This window comes from Pararobbsia alpina (assembly GCF_965118125.1).
GTDB lineage: Bacteria > Pseudomonadota > Gammaproteobacteria > Burkholderiales > Burkholderiaceae > Pararobbsia > Pararobbsia alpina_A.
This window is the reverse complement of record NZ_OZ221288.1, coordinates 1,206,734-1,225,515: the sequence shown is the minus strand read 5'-3', so window position 1 is coordinate 1,225,515 and position 18,782 is coordinate 1,206,734. Positions and strand designations below refer to the sequence as shown.

Sequence of the window (18,782 nt, the reverse complement as noted above, 5' to 3'; positions counted from 1 at the left end):
GAAGTTTTTGCTGCGTTGCGACATATTCGAGACTAAGTGTACGAGCGCGATGTGTCAGGCGCAAATTCAAAACTCGCAGACGATTTGAGCGATATCAAACAAATCCGGAATAATCCGCGTCGTGTTTCGCTCTCGATTTGCGAAACATCGATTCGTGGTTAAAAATCGTGATCTTGTGTGCAAAAAACTGCGTTCTGTTGTGAGTTTCGCCAAATAGGGCGCGAGCGCGGTTCGAGCGTCGATGTCAAAAATCCGGAATCGAGGCTTCAACACGCCGATGCGGCGGGGGAATCGGGCGTCTGCCGCCCGTTCCCGCGCCGAATAAGGCAAAATTGCGGTTTCGTACTGCAGCTTCAGATGCCGCAGTCGATTTCCCCTTGCGTTTTCCGATCTTGAGAGAAGCAATGAGCACCCAGCAGCCGACGATCATCTACACCCTTACGGACGAAGCACCGCTTCTGGCGACCCGCTCGTTCCTGCCCATCATCCAGGCGTTCATGGCGCCCGCGGGAATCAGCGTCGAGACGAGCGACATCTCGGTGTCCGGCCGGATCCTGGGTGAATTCCCCGAATTCCTGACCGAAGAACAGCGCGTGCCGGACAATCTGGCCGTGCTCGGCGATCTCACGCAAAGCCCCGACGCGAACATCATCAAGCTGCCGAACATCAGCGCTTCGGTGCCGCAGCTCGTGGCCGCGATCAAGGAACTGCAAGGCAAGGGCTACAAGATCCCCGACTATCCGGAAGATCCGAAGTCGGACGAAGAAAAGGCGATTCGCCAGCGTTACTCGAAGTGCCTGGGTTCGGCAGTGAACCCGGTGCTGCGTGAAGGCAATTCGGATCGCCGCGCGCCGGCAGCCGTCAAGAACTACGCGAAGAAGCACCCGCACAGCATGGGCGAGTGGAGCATGGCTTCGCGCACGCACGTCGCGCATATGAAGCATGGCGACTTCTATCACGGCGAAAAGTCGATGACGCTCGACCACGCACGTGACGTCAAGATGGAACTCGTGACGACGAGCGGCGAGACGGTTGTGCTGAAGCCGAAGGTCGCGCTGCAAGCCGGCGAAATCATCGACAGCATGTTCATGAGCAAGAAGGCGCTGTGCGACTTCTACGAAGAGCAAATGGAAGACGCGCGCAAGACGGGCGTCATGCTGTCGCTGCACGTCAAGGCAACGATGATGAAGGTCTCGCACCCGATCGTGTTCGGTCACGCGGTCAAGATCTTCTACAAGGACGCATTTGCGAAGCACAGCAAGACGTTCGACGAACTTGGCGTGAACGTGAACAACGGTCTGGTCGATCTGTACTCGAAGATCGACACGCTGCCGAGCTCGAAGAAAGAGGAAATCATTCGCGACCTGCACGCATGCCACGAGCATCGCCCGGAACTCGCGATGGTCGATTCGGCCAAGGGTATTTCGAACCTGCACGCACCGAACGACGTGATCGTCGACGCATCGATGCCGGCCATGATCCGTATCGGCGGCAAGATGTGGGGTGCCGATGGTCGTCCGAAGGACACGAAGTGCCTGATTCCGGAAAGCACGTTCGCGCGGATTTACCAGGAAATCATCAACTTCTGCAAGACCAACGGCGCTTTCGATCCGCGCACGATGGGCACGGTGCCGAACGTTGGCCTGATGGCGCAAAAGGCTGAAGAGTACGGTTCGCACGACAAGACGTTCGAAATCAAGCAAGACGGCGAAGCACGCATCGTCGACCTGAAGACGGGCGAAGTGCTGCTGACGCAGAACGTCGAGCAAGGCGATATCTGGCGTATGTGCCAGGTCAAGGACGCACCGATTCAGGACTGGGTCAAGCTCGCGGTTACGCGTGCACGTAACTCGGGCATGCCGGCCGTGTTCTGGCTCGACCCGTATCGTCCGCACGAAGCCGAGCTGATCAAGAAGGTCGAAAAGTACCTGAAGGATCACGACACCAAGGGCCTCGACATCCAGATCATGTCGCAAGTGCGTGCAATGCGTTACTCGCTCGAGCGCGTGATTCGCGGCCTCGACACGATCTCGGTCACGGGCAACATCCTGCGCGACTACCTGACCGACCTGTTCCCGATCATGGAACTCGGCACGAGCGCGAAGATGTTGTCGATCGTTCCGCTGATGGCCGGTGGTGGCATGTATGAAACGGGTGCGGGCGGTTCGGCTCCGAAGCACGTCAAGCAGCTCGTCGAAGAGAATCACCTGCGTTGGGACTCGCTCGGCGAATTCCTGGCGCTGGCTGTGTCGCTTGAAGACCTCGGTCTGAAGTCGAACAACGCGAAGGCCAAGGTGCTGTCGAAGACGCTCGACGCGGCAACCGGCAAGCTGCTCGAGAACAACAAGAACCCGTCGCCGAAGGTTGGTGAGCTCGACAACCGCGGCAGCCAGTTCTATCTCGCCCTGTACTGGGCGCAGGAACTTGCAGCGCAGACGGATGATGCTGAACTCGCGAAGATCGCAACGCCGCTGGCGAAGCAGCTGTCGGATAACGAGAAGACCATTCTCGGCGAACTCGGCGACGTGCAAGGCAAGTCGGTCGATATCGGCGGTTACTACAAGCCGGACTTCGACAAGCTCGACCAGATCATGCGTCCGAGCAAAACGTTCAACGCAGCCATCGCCAGCGTGACGGCGAACGCGAACGCAGTCAGCGCGTAAGCATAGGTTGAGCGTTCGAGCCGCTTAGGCGGCTTGTGACAGACAAACGCGGTACGTGGTGCTCCGGCATCGCGTACCGCGTTTTTGTTTGCGTGAGCGAAACGTGCAAGTCACCGTGCGGGCATACTTTTATGTTCACGCCTCGTCATTGAGATGGGGTGAACAAATTGATCATTATCGTCATCGCAGAAGTCGAGGACGCTCACGACGACATCGAAACGGAAGAATTCGTGCAGGCGGACATGGCAGAAACTTCGACCCCGATTGATTTGTGGTCTGAAGAGGAAGTGATTTCAGCGTACGAGAAGCTCAAAGCTGATCCGGCACGGGCGATTTCTGGTCGCGAACTCGACTGCCGCATGGCGGCCCGGCGAGAAGCCCGGAGAACGGCCGACCGTATCTTGAGCGAGAAGCGAGATGGGTCAGAGAGGCAAAGGTTTATTGAGGTGCTGATGGCAATCCCGGACGTAGGTGAAGGTTCGGACTTTGAACGCATCCAGTAGCGCGTCGCCCGGGCTTATTTCCACAACTCACTTGTTTCCCTAGGGGTGTGCGCTGCCATCGTCTAAGCTTCATCGGAACTCGGCGATTTATGTGCGCGACAAGTCGTACAACGTCGCGTTTCACCGGGGCCATTCGAGCATTCCGGCCTCGGAATTCGATCTTTCTCAGGAGAACACGATGGCAGGCAAAAGGATTTTGTTTCTGACCGGCGACTTCGCGGAAGACTACGAGACGATGGTGCCGTTCCAGGCACTACAAATGGTCGGGCACACGGTCGATGCGGTATGCCCGAACAAGAAGAAAGGCGAGCGGATCAAGACGGCGATCCATGACTTCGAAGGCGATCAGACGTATACAGAAAAGCCTGGTCATCAGTTCGCACTCAACGCGAGCTTCGATGAAGTGAATCCCGCGCACTACGATGCGCTGGCGATTGCCGGCGGTCGCGCACCTGAATACCTGCGTTTGAACCCGAAGGTCATCGAAGTGGTCCGGCATTTCGCTTCGGCGGACAAGCCGATTGCCGCGATTTGCCATGCCGCCCAACTCCTCGCAGCAGCGGATGTGATTCGCGGCAAACGCATTTCTGCCTATCCGGCGTGTGCGCCTGAAGTGAAGCTCGCTGGCGGTCAGTACGCGGATATTGCCGTCGATGACGCGGTCACCGACGGCAACTTCGTGACCGCCCCCGCATGGCCCGCGCATCCGAAGTGGCTCGCTCAATTTCTGACCGTGCTCGGCACCGAGATTTCGCACGGTGCCGCCGTAGCCAGTGCCCACTGACTTAATGCGCAGCCGCGTACGGGCCGAGCTTGATCGAGAACTCGACATCGCTCGCGAACGGCACCGATAGGTAACGGCCGGACGTACGGACATAGTCGAGATACTCGGGGCACCAGTCGGCGTTGTCAGCAATGACGGCGCCGCCTGCACGCAGCTTCGGTTCAAGCAGGCGCAGTACTTCGGGGTAGAGCGCCTTGGCGCCGTCGAGCAGCACGAGATCGATCGTATCGGGCAGCGCGCTCGCCAATGTGACGAGCGCGTCGCCTTCACGGAACTCGACGAGATCGACAAGGCCAGCTGCCGTGAGATTGCGCTGGGCGGCAGCCACTTTTGACGGTTCGAATTCGGTCGTGATCAAACGTCCGCCACCGTTATCGCGCAGCGCGGCCGCAATATGCACGGTCGAGACGCCGAACGACGTGCCGAACTCGACGACCGTCCGTGCGTTCGACGATCGGGCCAACATATACAGCAGATGGGCAGTGTCCTTCGACACGGCGAGGTGGAAGTCTTTCGCCCGTCCATAGAACGTCTTGAAGTTCGTGCTCTTCGCGTCCTGCATGAAGGCATCGCGCTCTTCCTTCGACAAGGCGGACAGCTGTTGGCGCAGCAGTGCATCCGTCGCATCGGCGTCGGCAAACAAGGTAGCAAGCACGGTCGAAACAGGTTGCTGAGTCAGGGTGTTCATCTTTCGTATCCAGAGAATCGAGCGCCGGAATCTTCGTCGCTCGGGAATCAATTAGCCGGTGTGTGCGCACATCGATAGAATACGAATAGTTCGTCACATTTTCTATTCGCATTCGGATTCCGCTTCGATGAAAAGCCCGCAAAGCCCCGTGGTATCAGCGCGCAAGGCGCCCAAACAGGAACGCTCGGCACGCCTCGTTTCTGACGTTCTTGAAGCCGCTGTTCGCGTTTTAATCAAGGAAGGTGCGCGACGATTCACTGCCGCCCGTGTTGCGGAGGCGGCCGGCGTCAGCGTTGGCTCGCTCTATCAGTACTTTCCGAATAAAGAAGCGATCCTGTTTCGTCTGCAGACCGACGAATGGGATCGCACGCGAGCGATGCTTGAAGCCATCCTCGGCGATGCCTCGCGGCACCCGATGGAGCGGGTGCGCTCGATGGTCGAAGCGTTCTTCCGCACTGAATACGACGAAGCCGCACTACGCAAGGCACTCGACGACGCCGCACCGCTTTATCGGACTTCGCCCGAAGCGCTCGAACGCAAAGCCGCGACCATGACGTTCGCGTTGTCGTTCATTCAGGAAGCCCTGCCGGGCGTCAGTGACGCTGATCAGGCGCTCGCTGCGCGCATGCTGCTGACGACGATGTCGACGCTTGGCGAATCCGTATCAGAGCGAGCGCAGTCGATCGATGAGGTCGATGCATGGGGCAGGGAAGTTGCCGAGATGCTCTGTGCGTATCTTGAACGTATTGCGCAACGGAATGGGCAATAGCGATTGCGGCAATTGATCGGTGCAAAAAAACTGAATGAGCGCATCGATGCGGATCGGCGCATGGCCGGTTCGCCGACTGAACCCAATCCATGCGTGTGAAGTGTTCGATCCTCTTTCTTAGTGCGTAAAAAAACCGCCCGGCCATTCAGCGGCCGGGCGGTCGGTTACATCTTCAGCAGTCGTCGCATCAAACTATCCATCTACCGACGACCAGCCGCGCAATACTTATCCATGCCGGCGCTTTTCAAGCGTGACGGTTTCGAACAACACGTATTCCGGGTTCGGCGTCGTATCCGCGCCCGGTGCGTGGTAGTAGTTCATCGTGATCTTCGTCGTGCCGCCGCCATGACCCGGATCGACGTCGAACACCGCAATGCCGTAGCCCGTGCCCGTGTCGCGCTGTGCCGACCAGATCGCGTCTTCGAGCGCGTCTGCGCCGTTGCGAACAAAGGTGCCCGGTGTTGCGCCCGGGATCGGACGGTTCGGCTTCGTGAAGACCTTCGCCTGTGGCAGGCCATCACCCGCATCCACGCCATAGACATCAAGCGGCGCACTCGTGCCGCCACCGCCGAGGATCAGATGGATCGTGCCGTGGCTCGTGTCGTACGTGTTGTTTGACGGATGTGACGTCGTGACCGGACGCGGTTGCAGCGTGTCGACCGGTTGTCCCGTCGTGGCATCGACGCCTGCGTGGTGATTGCAACCACGCACCGGATAGCTGCGTTCGTAGTCGTGGTCGTGACCGCAGACAACGAGGTCGACGCCGTAGCGATCGAACAGCGGCAGCCACGCTTCGCGAATGCCCTTGTCTGAGCCGTTACCCGTCTTCGACGACGTCAACGCGTCCTGGTGCATCTGCACGATGATCCAGTCGATGCCGTCGTCGTCTTGCGCGCGACGCAGCGTATGCTCGAGCCAGCGCGTTTGCTCGCCATTGCTATAGCCACGTACGTAGAGCGACGTACCCGGCTCGATCGGACCGTTGCCCGTCGAAGCCGCCGGCACGAAGGCCGCCGGGCCGGCGACGAAGGCCGCGCCATCCTGGTAGATCACGTCATCGGCATCGAGCGAGACAAACAGCACCGAGCTGACCCGGAAGCTGTACCAGCGACCCGGGAAACGCGTGCCATTGTCGGGCAGCGAATAGCGCGTGAGGTACGAGTCGAGCCCTTGCGGACCATTGTGGAATTCGAGTTCGTGGTTGCCAGGGCACGGCATCCATGCGCGCTTCGAAGCCGAGGTTTGCGCGTTGTTGCCGAAGTCGCGCCAGACTTCGGGCTGTGACGTCGGGTTCAGGTTGGCGTAGCAAAGGTCGCCGTTCAGCAAGTGAAACAGCGGCTCGAACTGTTCGACGGCGGCCACTGCGAACTTGCTTTGCGGCGACGACAGCACCCAGTTCGTGTTCGGCGTCGCGAGGTCGCCGTAGCTCGTGAAGCGGAACGGAGCATGACCGCTCGGCGCCGTCGTGAACGTAGCCGAGAAGGGCTGGCCCGCGTTGCTGTCGTTGTCGGCCGTGACTTCGTACGTGTACGTCGTGCCCGGGTGCAGATCGCGCAGGCGCGCGTGATACGTAAAGACGGTTTCGCCGTTGAGGCCGTCGGTGTACGTGCGTTGCACGGCGTGGAGCTGCGTCTTGCGCTCGTGGCTGCTCGAGATCAGCACGCGCGGGTTCGCGGCTTGCGCGAGCGAGGCCCACGAGATGACCATTTCCGTGCGCGGGTCTTCGCCGAAGGTCAGGTGGATCTGCTCGGGCGTGCCGTCCGGCGTGGCGGCGACGGCGCGGCTGGCCGTGAAGGTACCGGCCGCTGAGGCCAGGCCGGACGCGCCGGCGAGCTTCAGGAAGTTGCGTCGTGAAGCGAGGTTGGCCTCGACTTGCGGTGCATCGGGGGTGTGCTTGTTCGACATATCGTGTGTTCTCGTTCTGGGGGAAACGGGCGTGCGCATGACATGTGCAGCGGGCGCCGGGGAGAGCGCGGAAAACGGCCCAGACCCGGCCCGGACCCGCGTGCGCGGTGGTGGTCCGGCACACCCGATTATTCGCACCCGTATGACCCGGCTGTGACACGCGAAAGTTTGTTTCAGGTTTGTGAGGCGGCGCGGCCGAATGAAGTCCAGGCGTGATGGAGATCGCTAGAATAGGTGCGGCTTGGCCGGTCAACATCAGGCAATCTGCTTTCGACCTTCGACCTTCGACCTTCGACGTTCCTCGGTTAGCACGCGATGGTCAACGGCCGACGCACGGCACAACCACAACACTGACCCAAGAGACAGCGATGCAAAGCGAGTGGAAATATCAGGTTCGATTCACCGCATCGGAAACGCTGGCGGCCGCACTTCGTGAGCACGATATCGAGCAGGCGTACCCGGCACTCGATGCGGTCATGCGTCCGCATCGCGCATCGGTGCAATGTCAATACGATGCATTCGCCGGTTACGTCGAAGAGGCCGAACGTCTCGGAACAGAGAACTACCCGCTCTACGCATGGACGCGCGCGACCATCGAAAACCCCGAGAAGAAGCGCAAGTACTTGCGTGCCTTTACGGTCTATGTCGACGGCGCCGAAGTCTATGACAAAGCCGTGGCGGATGCGTTACATGCGTCACTCAGCGATCTTGTGCAGGAGGGGGCTGTGTCAAATGTCGCCATGTATGACACAAATCCCGAGAACAACCCACAGCCCCCTTCGACTACACGCTGAAGGTTGCGTCGCCCCTGGACATTGCGTAGCCCTCAGCCCCGCTGTCCACACGCTGAGCGTCAGGTCGTCATTCGGGAAGGCGTAACTCACAGCCCGCTTCGACCATGTACCTGGCCGCAGCCCCGCCTCAAACGAGGCTCAGCCCGCCGTCGCATACCAGCGTCTGGCCCGTCATAAACGTGTTGCCGGTCAGAAACTCGACCGCCTTGGCGATATCGTCCGGTGCGCCGACTCGCCCGACCGGCGCTTTCTCGGCATAACTCGCGAGTGCGGCCGATCGCTGGTCGGCGGGCAGCGCATCCCACCACGGCGTGTCGATCACGCCGGGCGATACGGCGTTGACACGCAACGGTCGCAATTCCACCGCGAGCGCCGGCACCGCACACGACAGCGCACCGTTGATCGCAGCCAGGCCTGCGGTGCCGGGCGATGCCATCTGGGCGCTGACGGCTGTGATGAACGTGATCGATCCGCCTTTGCGGATCGTGCCGAGCGCGGCCTGCGCGCTGACCAGATGCGGCAACGCTTTGCTGGTGAATCCGCCGAGCACATCGTCGAGCGCGAGTTCACGGAACATGCCGAAGCCTTTACCCCCGCCGAGTGCCAGCACCAGGTGATCGAGCGGGCCGAGCTTCGCAAAGAACGCTGCGACCGCTTGAGCATCGCTTGCATCCAGCGCGACCGCGTCGACGCGCGCGCCGTTTTGATCAATGGCGCGCTTTGCCGCATCGGCACGCGCGGCGTCACGGCCGGTCACGGTCACGCGCATGCCGCTCGCGTGCAGACGTTGTGCGGTCGCGAGACCGATCCCCGAGGTGCCGCCCATGATGACGGCGTGTGCCGGGTTCGTCGGGGTCGTCGAGTTCGTTTCGGTGTTCATGGTGTTGCTCCATTCAACAAGGCTTAAAGGGGCGGTGACTGTGTGACTAACGCATCGGAACGCATCGGAACGCGTCGGCCCAGAGGCGAACCAGAGGCGAACCAGAGGCGAATCAAGTTCCTGCGCCTGAGTCAGATCCCCGCCGAAAGGGTGTGCTGCCTGCCTTGAACAATAAGGAGTGACCACCTATATTTGAAATTAATTAATAAGATTCGACGTATCAATATGATTGATCTACGCGGTATCGACCTGAATCTACTGGTCTCGCTTGACGCGCTGCTCGAATACCGCAACGTCACCAAGGCGGCCGAGCGGCTGCATCTGACGCAGCCTGCCGTGTCGACTCAGCTATCGCGCTTGCGCAGAGTTTTCGACGACCCGTTGCTGATCCCGGCCGAAACGGGGCGCGGCATGGTGATGACTGCGCGTGCGATGGCGTTGATCGAACCGCTCAGGGCTGCCCTGCAAGAAATCGAATCCGTGGTGCGCTTTCGGCCGCGTTTCGACCCGATGGCCGACGAGCGGGATTTCCGGGTCGCGGCGAACGACAACTTCGCGGCGATATTCGGCCTCGATCTGATGGAGCGCATGCCCGCGATGGCGGGGCCGGGCGTGCGACTCGCGTTTCGCAATGTCGACGCCAAGACCGTCGCCACGGAACTCGAGCGCGGGGAAATCGATATCGCGCTCGGGTCGGAGCGCATGGTGCCCGAATCGATGAAGGCGCGTCGTCTGCTCGACGAGCGATTCATGTTCGTTCAGCGCAAAGGACACCCGCGCGGCACAGGCCCGCTCGACCTCGATACCTATTGCAGCTTGCAGCACGTGCTCGTATCGACGAGCGGCGGCAGCTTTCACGGCTTCATGGACGAGCATCTCGAGCCGCTGGGTCGCGCCCGACGTGTGATGCTATCGGTGCAGACTTTTACGATCGTGCCCGAAGTGCTGGCGAAGACAGATTATGTGTCGACCTTGCCGAGCCGGCTGGTACGCCGCTACGGCGATCGGCTCGATGCGTTCGAGCTGCCATTCGAGGCGCGTGGGTTTTCGTTGTTCGCGGTGTGGCATCCGCGTGACCACGCCGATCCCGCGCATACGTGGCTGCGCGAGGCGTTCACGGAGATAGGCGGGAGAAGTTAATGAAAGTGTTCGCGGAGGGCGAACACTTTCAAGCTCTGACAAAGACGGACTGCGAACCTTACTGCACGATGCCCGGCATCGCGACGACCGGATTCACATCCGCTTCGTAGTCGACGCCTTCGACGCCAAAGCCGAACAGGCGCAGGAATTCCGACTTGTAGCCCGCGAAGTCGGTCAGCGTGTTGATATTGTCGTTGGTGACCTGGCCCCAGAGTTCCGTGACCGCCGACTGCACAGCGGGCGCAAGCTCCTTATAGTCCGCGCGCAGACGGCCTTCCTCGTCGAGATGGGGCTTCGCGCCGTAGAGGCTGTCCTTGTACAGGCCATAGACCTGTTCGATGCAACCCTCGTGCACGCCCTGTTGCTTCATGACCTTGAAGAGCAGCGACAGATACAGCGGCATCATCGGAATCGCCGAGCTTGCCTGCGTCACCACGGCCTTGAGCACCGACACGCGCGCATCGCCACCCTTGACCGCGAGCTTTTCGCGAATCGACAGGACCTTCGTGTCGAGATCCTTCTTCGCGGCGCCGATCGTGCCGTTCCAGTAGATGTCGTGCGTGATCGTTTCGCCGAGGTACGTGTACGCCGTCGTCTTCGCGCCATCGGCGAGCACGCTGGCTTCGCTGAGCGCGTCGATCCACATCTGCCAGTCTTCACCGCCCATCACGGCAACGGTGTTGTCGATCTCTTCCTGCGTCGCGGGCTCGATCGCCGTCTCTTTGATGACTTCCTTGTCGGTGTCGAGACTGCGCACGCTGATGGCCTTGCCGATCGGCTTGAGCACCGAATTGAAGACCTGACCCGTCTTCGGATGCGTACGACGTGGTGCGGCGAGGCTATAGATGACCTCGTCGACCTGACCCAGATCCTGCTTGATCAGCTCGATGACCTTGCGCTTGATCTCGTCGGAGAACCCGTCGCCGTTGACGCTCTTCGCGTAGAGGCCATCGGCCTGTGCGAATTTCTCGAATGCCGCCGAGTTGTACCAGCCGGCCGTGCCCGGCTTGCCTTCTTCGCCCGCGCGTTCGAAGTAGACGCCGATTGTTGCGGCGCCGCAGCCATAGGCCGCCGAGATGCGCGAAGCGAGGCCATAGCCGGTCGAAGCGCCGATGATCAGCGATTTTTTGGGACCGTTCGGGATCGGGCCCTGCGCCTTGACGTAGTCGATTTGCTGCCGGACGTTGGCTTCGCAGCCCGTCGGGTGGGTCGTCACGCAGATAAAGCCGCGAACGCGGGGTTTGATGATCATGAGGGCCTCGCTGGAATAACGCCGCAATGGCACAGAAGTGGCGACAAACCGCGCATTGTAGTGGAGTCGGGGCGAGGGGGCGAGTTTTGGGCTGTGGGTCGCCGATTTGGGATGCCTCCGGCAGGGATGACGTTACGACCCCCGGACGCCAAAATACGCGCGTGAAATAATGTGCAAAACAAACGAGGGTTTTCTCCGGCTTGGGGTCATTTGAGCCTGCTATAAGCTCGGTACGCACGGCTTCCAAAGCACGGCGATTCCGCAAACATAAAAACGAACTACCGTTCACTCAGCGAAATCTCGAGGAATTTCTCATGAACGCGAGCGTGCTGATACACGATGACTTCGCTTTTGGCGCGACGGTCGTCGTGCCTCGTCGACGCGAGGTACTGCATCGGGGTGTCAAAGTCGACCTCGGCGCCCGCGCCTTCGATCTTCTTTTGCTACTCGTCGAGTCCCGGGGAATCGTCGTCAGCAAAGACGAAATCGTTCAACGCGTCTGGAATAATCGCGTCGTCGAGGACAACACCGTCGAGGTGCAGATATCCGCGTTGCGACGTGCGCTCGGCGAAGACCGGTTGGCCATCAGGACAATCAGCGGTCGAGGCTATCAATTCGTCGGGGACGTGGAGAGCACGGGCCCCCGTTCGGACAAAGCGACCGCGGCCCGAACAGAACCCGCACCGCATGCCGGGATTCCGCTTCCGACGGATATTTGCCCGATCATCGGTCGCGAAGCCGCGCTGACCGACATCCGCACATCGGTACAGCGGCACCGTCTCGTCACGCTCGTCGGAACGGGTGGGGTGGGCAAGACGAAGCTGGCCTTCGAAGCAGCCCGGCAACTGCATGGGGAGTTTAAAGACGGGGTGTGCGTCGCGGAGCTGGCCGCGACGACCGCCGCCGAGCACATCCCGACAACATTGGCGCTGTCGCTCGGCTATCCGCCGGGAGATGGCACACCGTCGCTGGACCGGCTTGCGCCTGCTCTGGCGTCGCGGCACGTGCTGCTTGTGCTGGACAACTGCGAACATCTCGTCGATGGCGCGGCCGCCATGGTCGAACGTCTTCTGCAAGCCGCGCCTCGGATCACCGTGCTCGCGACGAGTCGAGAGCCGTTGCGCGTGCCTGGCGAGACCGTCTATCGCGTACCGTCGTTGGAGGTCCCGCCGAACGATGACTGCGAGACAGCCGGGGAGTACGGCGCAGTCAGGTTGTTCCAGGACCGCGCGGGCGCCTATATTCATGCGGCGGAAGATCCGTCCGAGCGGTTGCGGCTGGAATCACGTATTTGCCGCCGGCTTGATGGAATCCCGCTCGCGTTGCAACTGGCTGCGGCATGCGTGCCGATTTTCGGGCTTCAAGGCACCGCGGACCGTCTCGAGAACCGGTTTCAGATCCTCACGCGAGGCGCTCGAACAGTGCTCCCGAGACAACAGACGCTTCAGGCGACGCTCGACTGGAGCTACAGCCTGCTGTCGGAGACGCAACAGACGGTCTTTCGTCGTCTGAGTCTCTTCGCGGGTGCCTTCTCGTTCGAATCGGCTCAAGCGATGGCCAGTTGCGAGAACGTGGACTCGGAGCGCGTGTTTGCCACGCTCATCGAGCTGGTCGACAAATCGCTCGTCGCAGTCGTATCGGGCGCGGGCGCTCCGCGTTATCGGCTCCTGGAATCGGCGCGCGCATACGGGCGAGACAAATTGCGCAATGCAGGCGAGCTGCATGCGTGGTCACGGCGCCATGCTGCGTTCTACGTGGCGACGTTCGCGGTCGCTGAACGTCAGGCCGTTGCCCGAGAGGACGTCGACTGGCGCGGACTCTACGAGCCGCACCTCGATGACCTCCGCGCCGCAATACTGTGGAGCCTGAGTGCCGACGGCGATATGAACGTTGCCGTTGAACTCGTCGTCGCGAGTATTCCGTTTTTCATGCATCTCGCGTTGCTGACTGAATGTCTGGCGAACGTTGACAGAGCCGTGGCATGGCTCGTGGAAACAGGGGCCCAGGCCGACGAGCGGCACATGAAACTCTACGCCGCTCGCGGTATGTGCCTTCTGTGTCACACGGTGGCACCCATCACGAGCGATGCATTTGATTCGACGGTCGAGACTGCGCGGAATGTCGGCAATCTGGGTTTCCAGCTGTTGGGCATGTGGGGCCGATGGATGTGCCACTACCTGAACGGCGAATTCGCACCGGCGGTCGAGCTTGCGAAGCGATTCAATCAAGATTCGGCACAGTCTCCGAACGCGTTCGATCGGCTCGCTGCACATCGGCTGAATGGCATGTCGCATCTGTTCAGCGGCGACGTGGCCTCGGGCGTCAAGGAATTGACGCTGGCATCCGACGCACGCGTGCGGCTGACCCAGGCACAGCGGATGCGTTTTCTTTACGACGAGCGAATGTTGTCGAACACGTCGCTCGCGCTGGCGCTCTGGTTCGAGGGCAAGACGGACGACGCCAGGACGGCGGCAAGACAGGCCGTCATGGACGCTCGGGAGCTCGACCACCCCGTTTCGATCTGTTATGCGCTCAGCGAAGGTGTGTGCACCCTCGCGTTGTTGTGCGGCGACGAGGCAGAACTGAAGGCGAGTGTCGACGCGTTGATGGTGGAGACGCAGCGTCACAGCATCTCCACATGGCGAGCCCGCACCCGAATGTGGGCGGGACTTCTCGAATTGCGCGCAGGAAATCCTGCCGCCTATGACCAGATCATCGCCCCTGCAATGACGGAAATCGGCTCCAAGCGCTTTTACGTCTCGTTGACGCCGTTCGTCTCCGAGACCGTGGAGTCGTTGATTCGCCATGGAAAGCTGGAGCAGGCGACAGCGCTGATCGATGCATCGCTGGATCGTGCCATGCGGACCGACGACACATGCGCTATACCCGAACTCCTTCGCGTGAAAGCAGAGGTCCTTCTCGCTGGCGCGAGCCACGACGGATTGCACGCGGCGGAAGCGGTGTTGCACGAGGCGATGGCGCGGGCTGAGGCGCACTCGTTCGCATCGTGGACGCAGCGTTGCGCGCAAACTTTGGAGAAGGTCAGGCTCTGTAATAGCCAGAACGACGCGATGCCCGAAAGCGTACGAGCCGTTGCCCACTAGGTCGCTCGGCTCCGAAGTGTCGCGCGTCAGCGACCACGCTCCGCCAGGCATTGTTCAAGTTCGCTTACCGGTGTTGATAGGGAAGGCAGCTATATCCACGACCGTCGTTGACTCAGAATGACGCTCAACGCGTATCTGTCTCGGACATGCCTCAACGCCAGCCTGCATCGTTATGCGTGAGCGTCACTGAGAGCACGAGACTTCGAAGGGTCATGGGAGTCGGCGTGAGTGAAGTCGCAAGCAAACCTCGGGTTTTGATAACGGGCGCCACCGGGAAGGTCGGAGGCGCCGTCGTGCGTCATCTGGCAAACAACCCTGCTGTCGAAGTCATCGCCGGTGCCCGAACACCCGAGAAGGCCGCGCACCTCGGTGTTGCCGTGCGAGAACTCGACTTTGACCAACCTTCAACGCTGGAATCCGCGCTGAACGGGATTGATCGCGTGTTCATGTTGACGGGCTATACCGTCGATATGTTCCGCCAGAGCAAGTCATTCGTGAACGCCGCCAGACGAGCCGGCGTTCAACACATCGTGCATCTCGGCGCATGCGGCGACGACGATACCGAGGTCGCGCACTGGGGCTGGCAGCAATTCGTCGAGCGGTACATCGAATGGGCCGGGTTCGACTTTACGCACCTTCGGCCGGACATCTTCATGCAAAACGTGCTCGGCTATGGCGGCGCTCGCGCTGCGGGTGATGGCGTGATCCGGCACTACGTTGGCGATGCCGCGATCAGTTGGGTCGACACAGACGACGTCGCTGAGGTCGCCGCGAATATTCTGGTGAATCCTCAGCCGCACTTGGGGAAAGTCTATCGACTCGCATCGGATGTGCGGACGTATCACCAGGTGGCACAGGCGTTGACGGATGTTCTGAAGCAGCCGTTCGTCTACGAAGCACGGCCCGCGGAGGAGTTTATGGAAAAGGTGCGTGCGGCAGGTGCCGATATCGCGTACATGCAGTCGGCATACGAAAACTATGCCGCGTATTCGGCCGGCAAGACACCGGAGCCGGGCGCGGAGTTCGGTGTGCTGTCGCAGTTGCTGGGGCGCCCCGGTGCGACGTGGGAGGCGTTCGCGGCAGCGCACGCTGGCGAACTCAAGTACTGAGCGCCTCTTCCATATCCACCGCTTCGTCGGCGAAGGTTTGAGGCAGCGTGACCCCGGCATGGGTGAGCGCATCCACCATGCGCACGAGTTCCGGAAGGCGCGGAGACCGTAGCTTCTTCATCATTCGTCCGCGGTGAAGCTTGGCCGTGATGAGGCTGATTCCGAGCGTCGCTGCAATCTGCTTGTTCAGAAGACCTCGCGTGACAAGCATCATCACTTCGCCTTCGCGCTTGCTCAGCTTGCGAACCCTCTGCTCGAATTCCGTGATGGACTGCTCGCGCGTGCAACGCGTGTGAGCGCTCGATATCGCCAGTGAAACGGCCTCCACGAGACGATGTGTTTCGAGCGGCTCGGTGAGCACGTCCGCCGCGCCTTCCTGCATCGCTCGAATGGCCAGGGGAAGATCTGCGTCCTTGGCCAGGAACACCACCGACGTGTGCCAGCGACCGCGCTTGAGCAATTGCTGAATGTCGAGTCCGCTCATGGTCTCGCTCGAGACGTTGGTCACCAGACACAGTGGAATCGCCGGGAAGGCATTCAGAAGGAACTCGGTCGGATCGCTGAATAGTTCGAGGGTGAGGTCCAGGTGCTGAAGCGCGTCGGCAATGCGTTGGCGGACCGATGGGTCGGCATCGAGGACCGCGACGATGGTCGACGAACGTTCCGATGGACTTCGCGGCACATCCCGCGCCGCTGAGATTCCGGGCGATTGTTGATTCGAGCCGAAAGGGCTCAGGCGAAACCGGTGTTCATCTGCGTTCATCAGCCACTCCAGCGCACCCGAAACGCATCGCAATGGCGTTGATGTCGGGTACAGACGCGCAACATTCATGCAGTCAACGAGCGCGTCACGGTCTTCGGGGGAATCAAGGGAGCCGGATCTCCGCATCGTCGCGCTTCTTGCGCGCAGATCCGCGCGCAAGCTGATTGCACGTTAACAAAGCGACGCGTCGGATTCCTTGGAAAGACCTGCAAATACCTGCAGATTCCTGCTGGCGGGGCGGGGACGGGGGAAATGAATCATGTTGAACGGCTGCGGAATGCTTTGGATGTGTTTGCAGAAGTCTAAGTAGTCTGGCTCCGCTTTGCCATGCGGCAATGCCTGTTTTATGGATGAAATTGCGGTCAAATGGCTAAGTAGTTGCGAACTCGCTTGGTGGTCAGGTCAGCGTTTCAAGCCTTCCAGCGCCTCGCAGACCCGCGCCACAACCTCATCCCACGCCCCCGCCGTGCGCTGCCGGAACAGGCGCGCGGACGGGTACCACGGGCTGTCATCGCGTTCGAGTTGCCAGCGCCAGTCTGCGTGCGTGGGCAACAGGATCCAGACGGGCTTGCCGAGCGCGCCGGCGAGGTGGGCGAGCGAGGTGTCGACGCTGATCACAACATCGAGGTTTTCGACGAGCGCAGCCGTCTCGCCGAAGTCGGTCAAGGCGTCGCCAAAGTGAACGATCTCCGGACGCGCGGCCAGGGTCGCGCGATCGCCCTGACGCGCATCCTTTTGCACGATGTACAGCTCCCCATATCGGGAGATGGACGCCAGCATGCCAAGATCGATCGACCGCTCGAGGTCGCCCTTGTGCTTCGGGTTCCCCGTGCAGGCCAGACCGATCCGAAGCTTGCCTTGAGACGGACCGAGCCGCTCGCTCCAGGCTTGAACGCGTGCGGGGTTGGCCTTCAGATACCGTGGTGCAAACGGAATCGACTCGGCGCGTGTTTCAAAGGCAAGCGGCAGGCTCATCAGCGATGTCGAGTAGTCGCAGAACGGGCCGGCTTCGCCCGTGCCGATAACCTGTGCCACGCCCTTGAAGCTTTCGGCGATCAAAGGTTTGAGTGCCGGTTGCACTTCGAGCACGACGGATGCGCCCAGAGCGGCGACCATGATCGCGTATCGGCAAAACTGAATCGTGTCGCCCAATCCCTGCTCGTGCCAGAGCACGATGCGTTTGCCCTTCAGGTCATCCTTGCCGAGCCACTGCTTGATGTTCCGATGTTTCGGCGCACCGAAGCCGGTCATCAACCAGCGAACCTCATAGCGTTCCCAGCCGCTGTCGTAACGGCCGGCGCGCAGGTCGATCAACGCCGCGTTCCAGTGCGCCGCGGGCGATTCCGGGCCCAGCGTCAAGGCGCGGTCAGAAGCCGCCTTGGCGTCGTCGTAGCGGTTCAGTGTGGCCAAGACGTTTGCGATATTGATCCACGCCGCGATATACGTAGGATCGAGCTCGAGCACGCGCTCGAAGGACTGGATGGCCTCTTCGTAGCGATGCAGATTGACGAGCACATTGCCGCGGTTATTGAGCGCGTGCACGTTGTGCGGCTGGAGCGACAGGACGGGTTCGATGCACTCGAGCGCCTCGGCGTTACGGCGTACGTTTGAAAGTGCCGCGCCACGGCCGAGGAGTGCGACAGTGTCGTCGGGGTCGCTCGTGAGCACATGGTCGAAGCAAGCCAGTGCCTGATCGATCTGACCTGCGCGCCGAAGCGCATCGCCGCGATGACCGATCGCCGTGAGGCTCGTGGGTTCGATGGCGATGGCCTTGTCGAAGCTTGCGATGGCATCGTTGACGCGATCGAGCGCCCCAAAGGCCAAGCCGCGCTCCATCCAGGCTTGAAAGTACTGCGGGTCGAATTCAAGCGCGCGGTCGAAGGCCGCAATGGCGTCGTGTAGCCGTCCACGCGTTTTAAGGGCTAGGCCTAACATCACATGCGCCGGGGGTGCTTGCGGCGCAATCTCGACGGATTCCCGGAAGCGTGCTTCAGCGTCGGCCGTTTTGCCCATGCTCAGCAGGCACAGGCCCGATTCGTAGAGGACGTGGGCATCACGCGGCGCGCGAGCGTGCAGGGATTCGTAGAGCGCGCTCGCTTCATCGAACTTGCCTTCGAAGCGCAAGTTCATTGCCTGTTCCAGCATGTGATCCCTAGCGGGATCGCTCGTTGGGTTCTGCGATGAATCCCGTGTTGCGGCGGGGCCGCTGGCGTCTAGCGGATTCGGGTCCGGCGAGTGATCAGACATGGAGCGAGGTGAATTGAGCGGTCTGCAGACGCGCCATTATCCAATGGATTGCGGGCGGCCCCGGTGTTCGCGTGCACCGCGCTTGTTCCGTATGCGAACGGTCGAATCACGCCGGAACCCCGTCAGAACAGGGGTGTCAGCGGGCATTAAATATATTCAGCATCCATTGAATAAATTCCCC

14 protein-coding genes are annotated in these 18,782 nt (G+C 60.9%); 8 read left to right on the top strand and 6 right to left on the bottom strand.

Features of this window, described 5'->3' with window-relative positions:
* The first annotated feature begins 404 nt into the window (after positions 1 to 404).
* The 3 genes from ACMFWR_RS23570 (at position 405) to ACMFWR_RS23560 (ending at position 3,950) form a co-directional block, all read left to right on the top strand.
* A complete protein-coding gene (locus ACMFWR_RS23570) occupies positions 405 to 2,663 on the top strand; it encodes an NADP-dependent isocitrate dehydrogenase (protein ID WP_413197105.1) in 2,259 nt (752 codons plus the stop codon).
* Between the two features lie 158 nt (positions 2,664 to 2,821).
* Positions 2,822 to 3,166, top strand: coding sequence for a hypothetical protein (locus ACMFWR_RS23565; protein ID WP_413197104.1), 345 nt, complete (start codon positions 2,822 to 2,824; stop codon positions 3,164 to 3,166).
* Positions 3,167 to 3,344: 178 nt separating this feature from the next.
* The gene (locus ACMFWR_RS23560) at positions 3,345 to 3,950 is read left to right on the top strand and encodes a DJ-1/PfpI family protein (RefSeq protein WP_413197103.1); all 606 of its coding nucleotides are present in this window, start codon (positions 3,345 to 3,347) and stop codon (positions 3,948 to 3,950) included.
* 1 nt (position 3,951) lies between these two features.
* Here the strand turns inward: ACMFWR_RS23560 and ACMFWR_RS23555 are convergent, their stop codons facing one another.
* Positions 3,952 to 4,638 (bottom strand): O-methyltransferase, encoded by a 687-nt coding sequence (locus ACMFWR_RS23555; RefSeq protein ID WP_413197102.1) that lies wholly within the window; start codon positions 4,636 to 4,638, stop codon positions 3,952 to 3,954.
* Between the two features lie 127 nt (positions 4,639 to 4,765).
* Between ACMFWR_RS23555 and ACMFWR_RS23550 the strand changes: the two genes are divergently transcribed.
* Positions 4,766 to 5,407, top strand: a complete 642-nt coding sequence (locus ACMFWR_RS23550) for a TetR family transcriptional regulator (protein ID WP_413197101.1) — start codon at positions 4,766 to 4,768, stop codon at positions 5,405 to 5,407.
* A gap of 225 nt (positions 5,408 to 5,632) precedes the next feature.
* On the opposite strand, the gene ACMFWR_RS23545 is transcribed toward ACMFWR_RS23550, so the two are convergent.
* On the bottom strand, positions 5,633 to 7,312 hold the full coding sequence (locus tag ACMFWR_RS23545; RefSeq protein WP_413197100.1) for a purple acid phosphatase family protein: 1,680 nt from the start codon (positions 7,310 to 7,312) through the stop codon (positions 5,633 to 5,635).
* Positions 7,313 to 7,680: 368 nt separating this feature from the next.
* Here ACMFWR_RS23545 and ACMFWR_RS23540 point away from each other — a divergent pair, with 368 nt between their 5' ends.
* A complete protein-coding gene (locus tag ACMFWR_RS23540; RefSeq protein ID WP_413197099.1) occupies positions 7,681 to 8,106 on the top strand; it encodes a hypothetical protein in 426 nt (141 codons plus the stop codon).
* Positions 8,107 to 8,233: 127 nt separating this feature from the next.
* Here the strand turns inward: ACMFWR_RS23540 and ACMFWR_RS23535 are convergent, their stop codons facing one another.
* On the bottom strand, positions 8,234 to 8,986 hold the full coding sequence (locus ACMFWR_RS23535; RefSeq protein ID WP_413197098.1) for an SDR family oxidoreductase: 753 nt from the start codon (positions 8,984 to 8,986) through the stop codon (positions 8,234 to 8,236).
* A 225-nt stretch (positions 8,987 to 9,211) separates the two neighbouring features.
* Here ACMFWR_RS23535 and ACMFWR_RS23530 point away from each other — a divergent pair, with 225 nt between their 5' ends.
* Positions 9,212 to 10,126, top strand: coding sequence for a LysR family transcriptional regulator (locus ACMFWR_RS23530; RefSeq protein WP_413197097.1), 915 nt, complete (start codon positions 9,212 to 9,214; stop codon positions 10,124 to 10,126).
* Between the two features lie 58 nt (positions 10,127 to 10,184).
* Here ACMFWR_RS23530 and fabV read toward each other — a convergent pair whose 3' ends face one another.
* The gene (fabV, locus tag ACMFWR_RS23525) at positions 10,185 to 11,378 is read right to left on the bottom strand and encodes an enoyl-ACP reductase FabV (RefSeq protein ID WP_413197096.1); all 1,194 of its coding nucleotides are present in this window, start codon (positions 11,376 to 11,378) and stop codon (positions 10,185 to 10,187) included.
* A gap of 200 nt (positions 11,379 to 11,578) precedes the next feature.
* On the opposite strand from fabV, the gene ACMFWR_RS23520 reads away from it, so the two are divergent.
* Together ACMFWR_RS23520 and ACMFWR_RS23515 are read left to right on the top strand one after the other, a co-directional pair.
* Positions 11,579 to 14,482, top strand: coding sequence for an ATP-binding protein (locus ACMFWR_RS23520; RefSeq protein WP_413197095.1), 2,904 nt, complete (start codon positions 11,579 to 11,581; stop codon positions 14,480 to 14,482).
* Between the two features lie 146 nt (positions 14,483 to 14,628).
* On the top strand, positions 14,629 to 15,591 hold the full coding sequence (locus ACMFWR_RS23515; protein ID WP_413197332.1) for an SDR family oxidoreductase: 963 nt from the start codon (positions 14,629 to 14,631) through the stop codon (positions 15,589 to 15,591).
* Here ACMFWR_RS23515 and ACMFWR_RS23510 read toward each other — a convergent pair.
* Both ACMFWR_RS23510 and ACMFWR_RS23505 read right to left on the bottom strand, forming a co-directional pair.
* Positions 15,581 to 16,354 carry a response regulator transcription factor gene (locus ACMFWR_RS23510; protein ID WP_413197094.1) on the bottom strand — a complete coding sequence of 258 codons (774 nt, stop codon included), beginning with the start codon at positions 16,352 to 16,354 and terminating at the stop codon, positions 15,581 to 15,583. The genes ACMFWR_RS23515 and ACMFWR_RS23510 overlap by 11 nt on opposite strands.
* Before the next feature lie 402 nt (positions 16,355 to 16,756).
* The gene (locus tag ACMFWR_RS23505) at positions 16,757 to 18,484 is read right to left on the bottom strand and encodes a tetratricopeptide repeat protein (protein ID WP_413197093.1); all 1,728 of its coding nucleotides are present in this window, start codon (positions 18,482 to 18,484) and stop codon (positions 16,757 to 16,759) included.
* Positions 18,485 to 18,782: the final 298 nt, after the last annotated feature.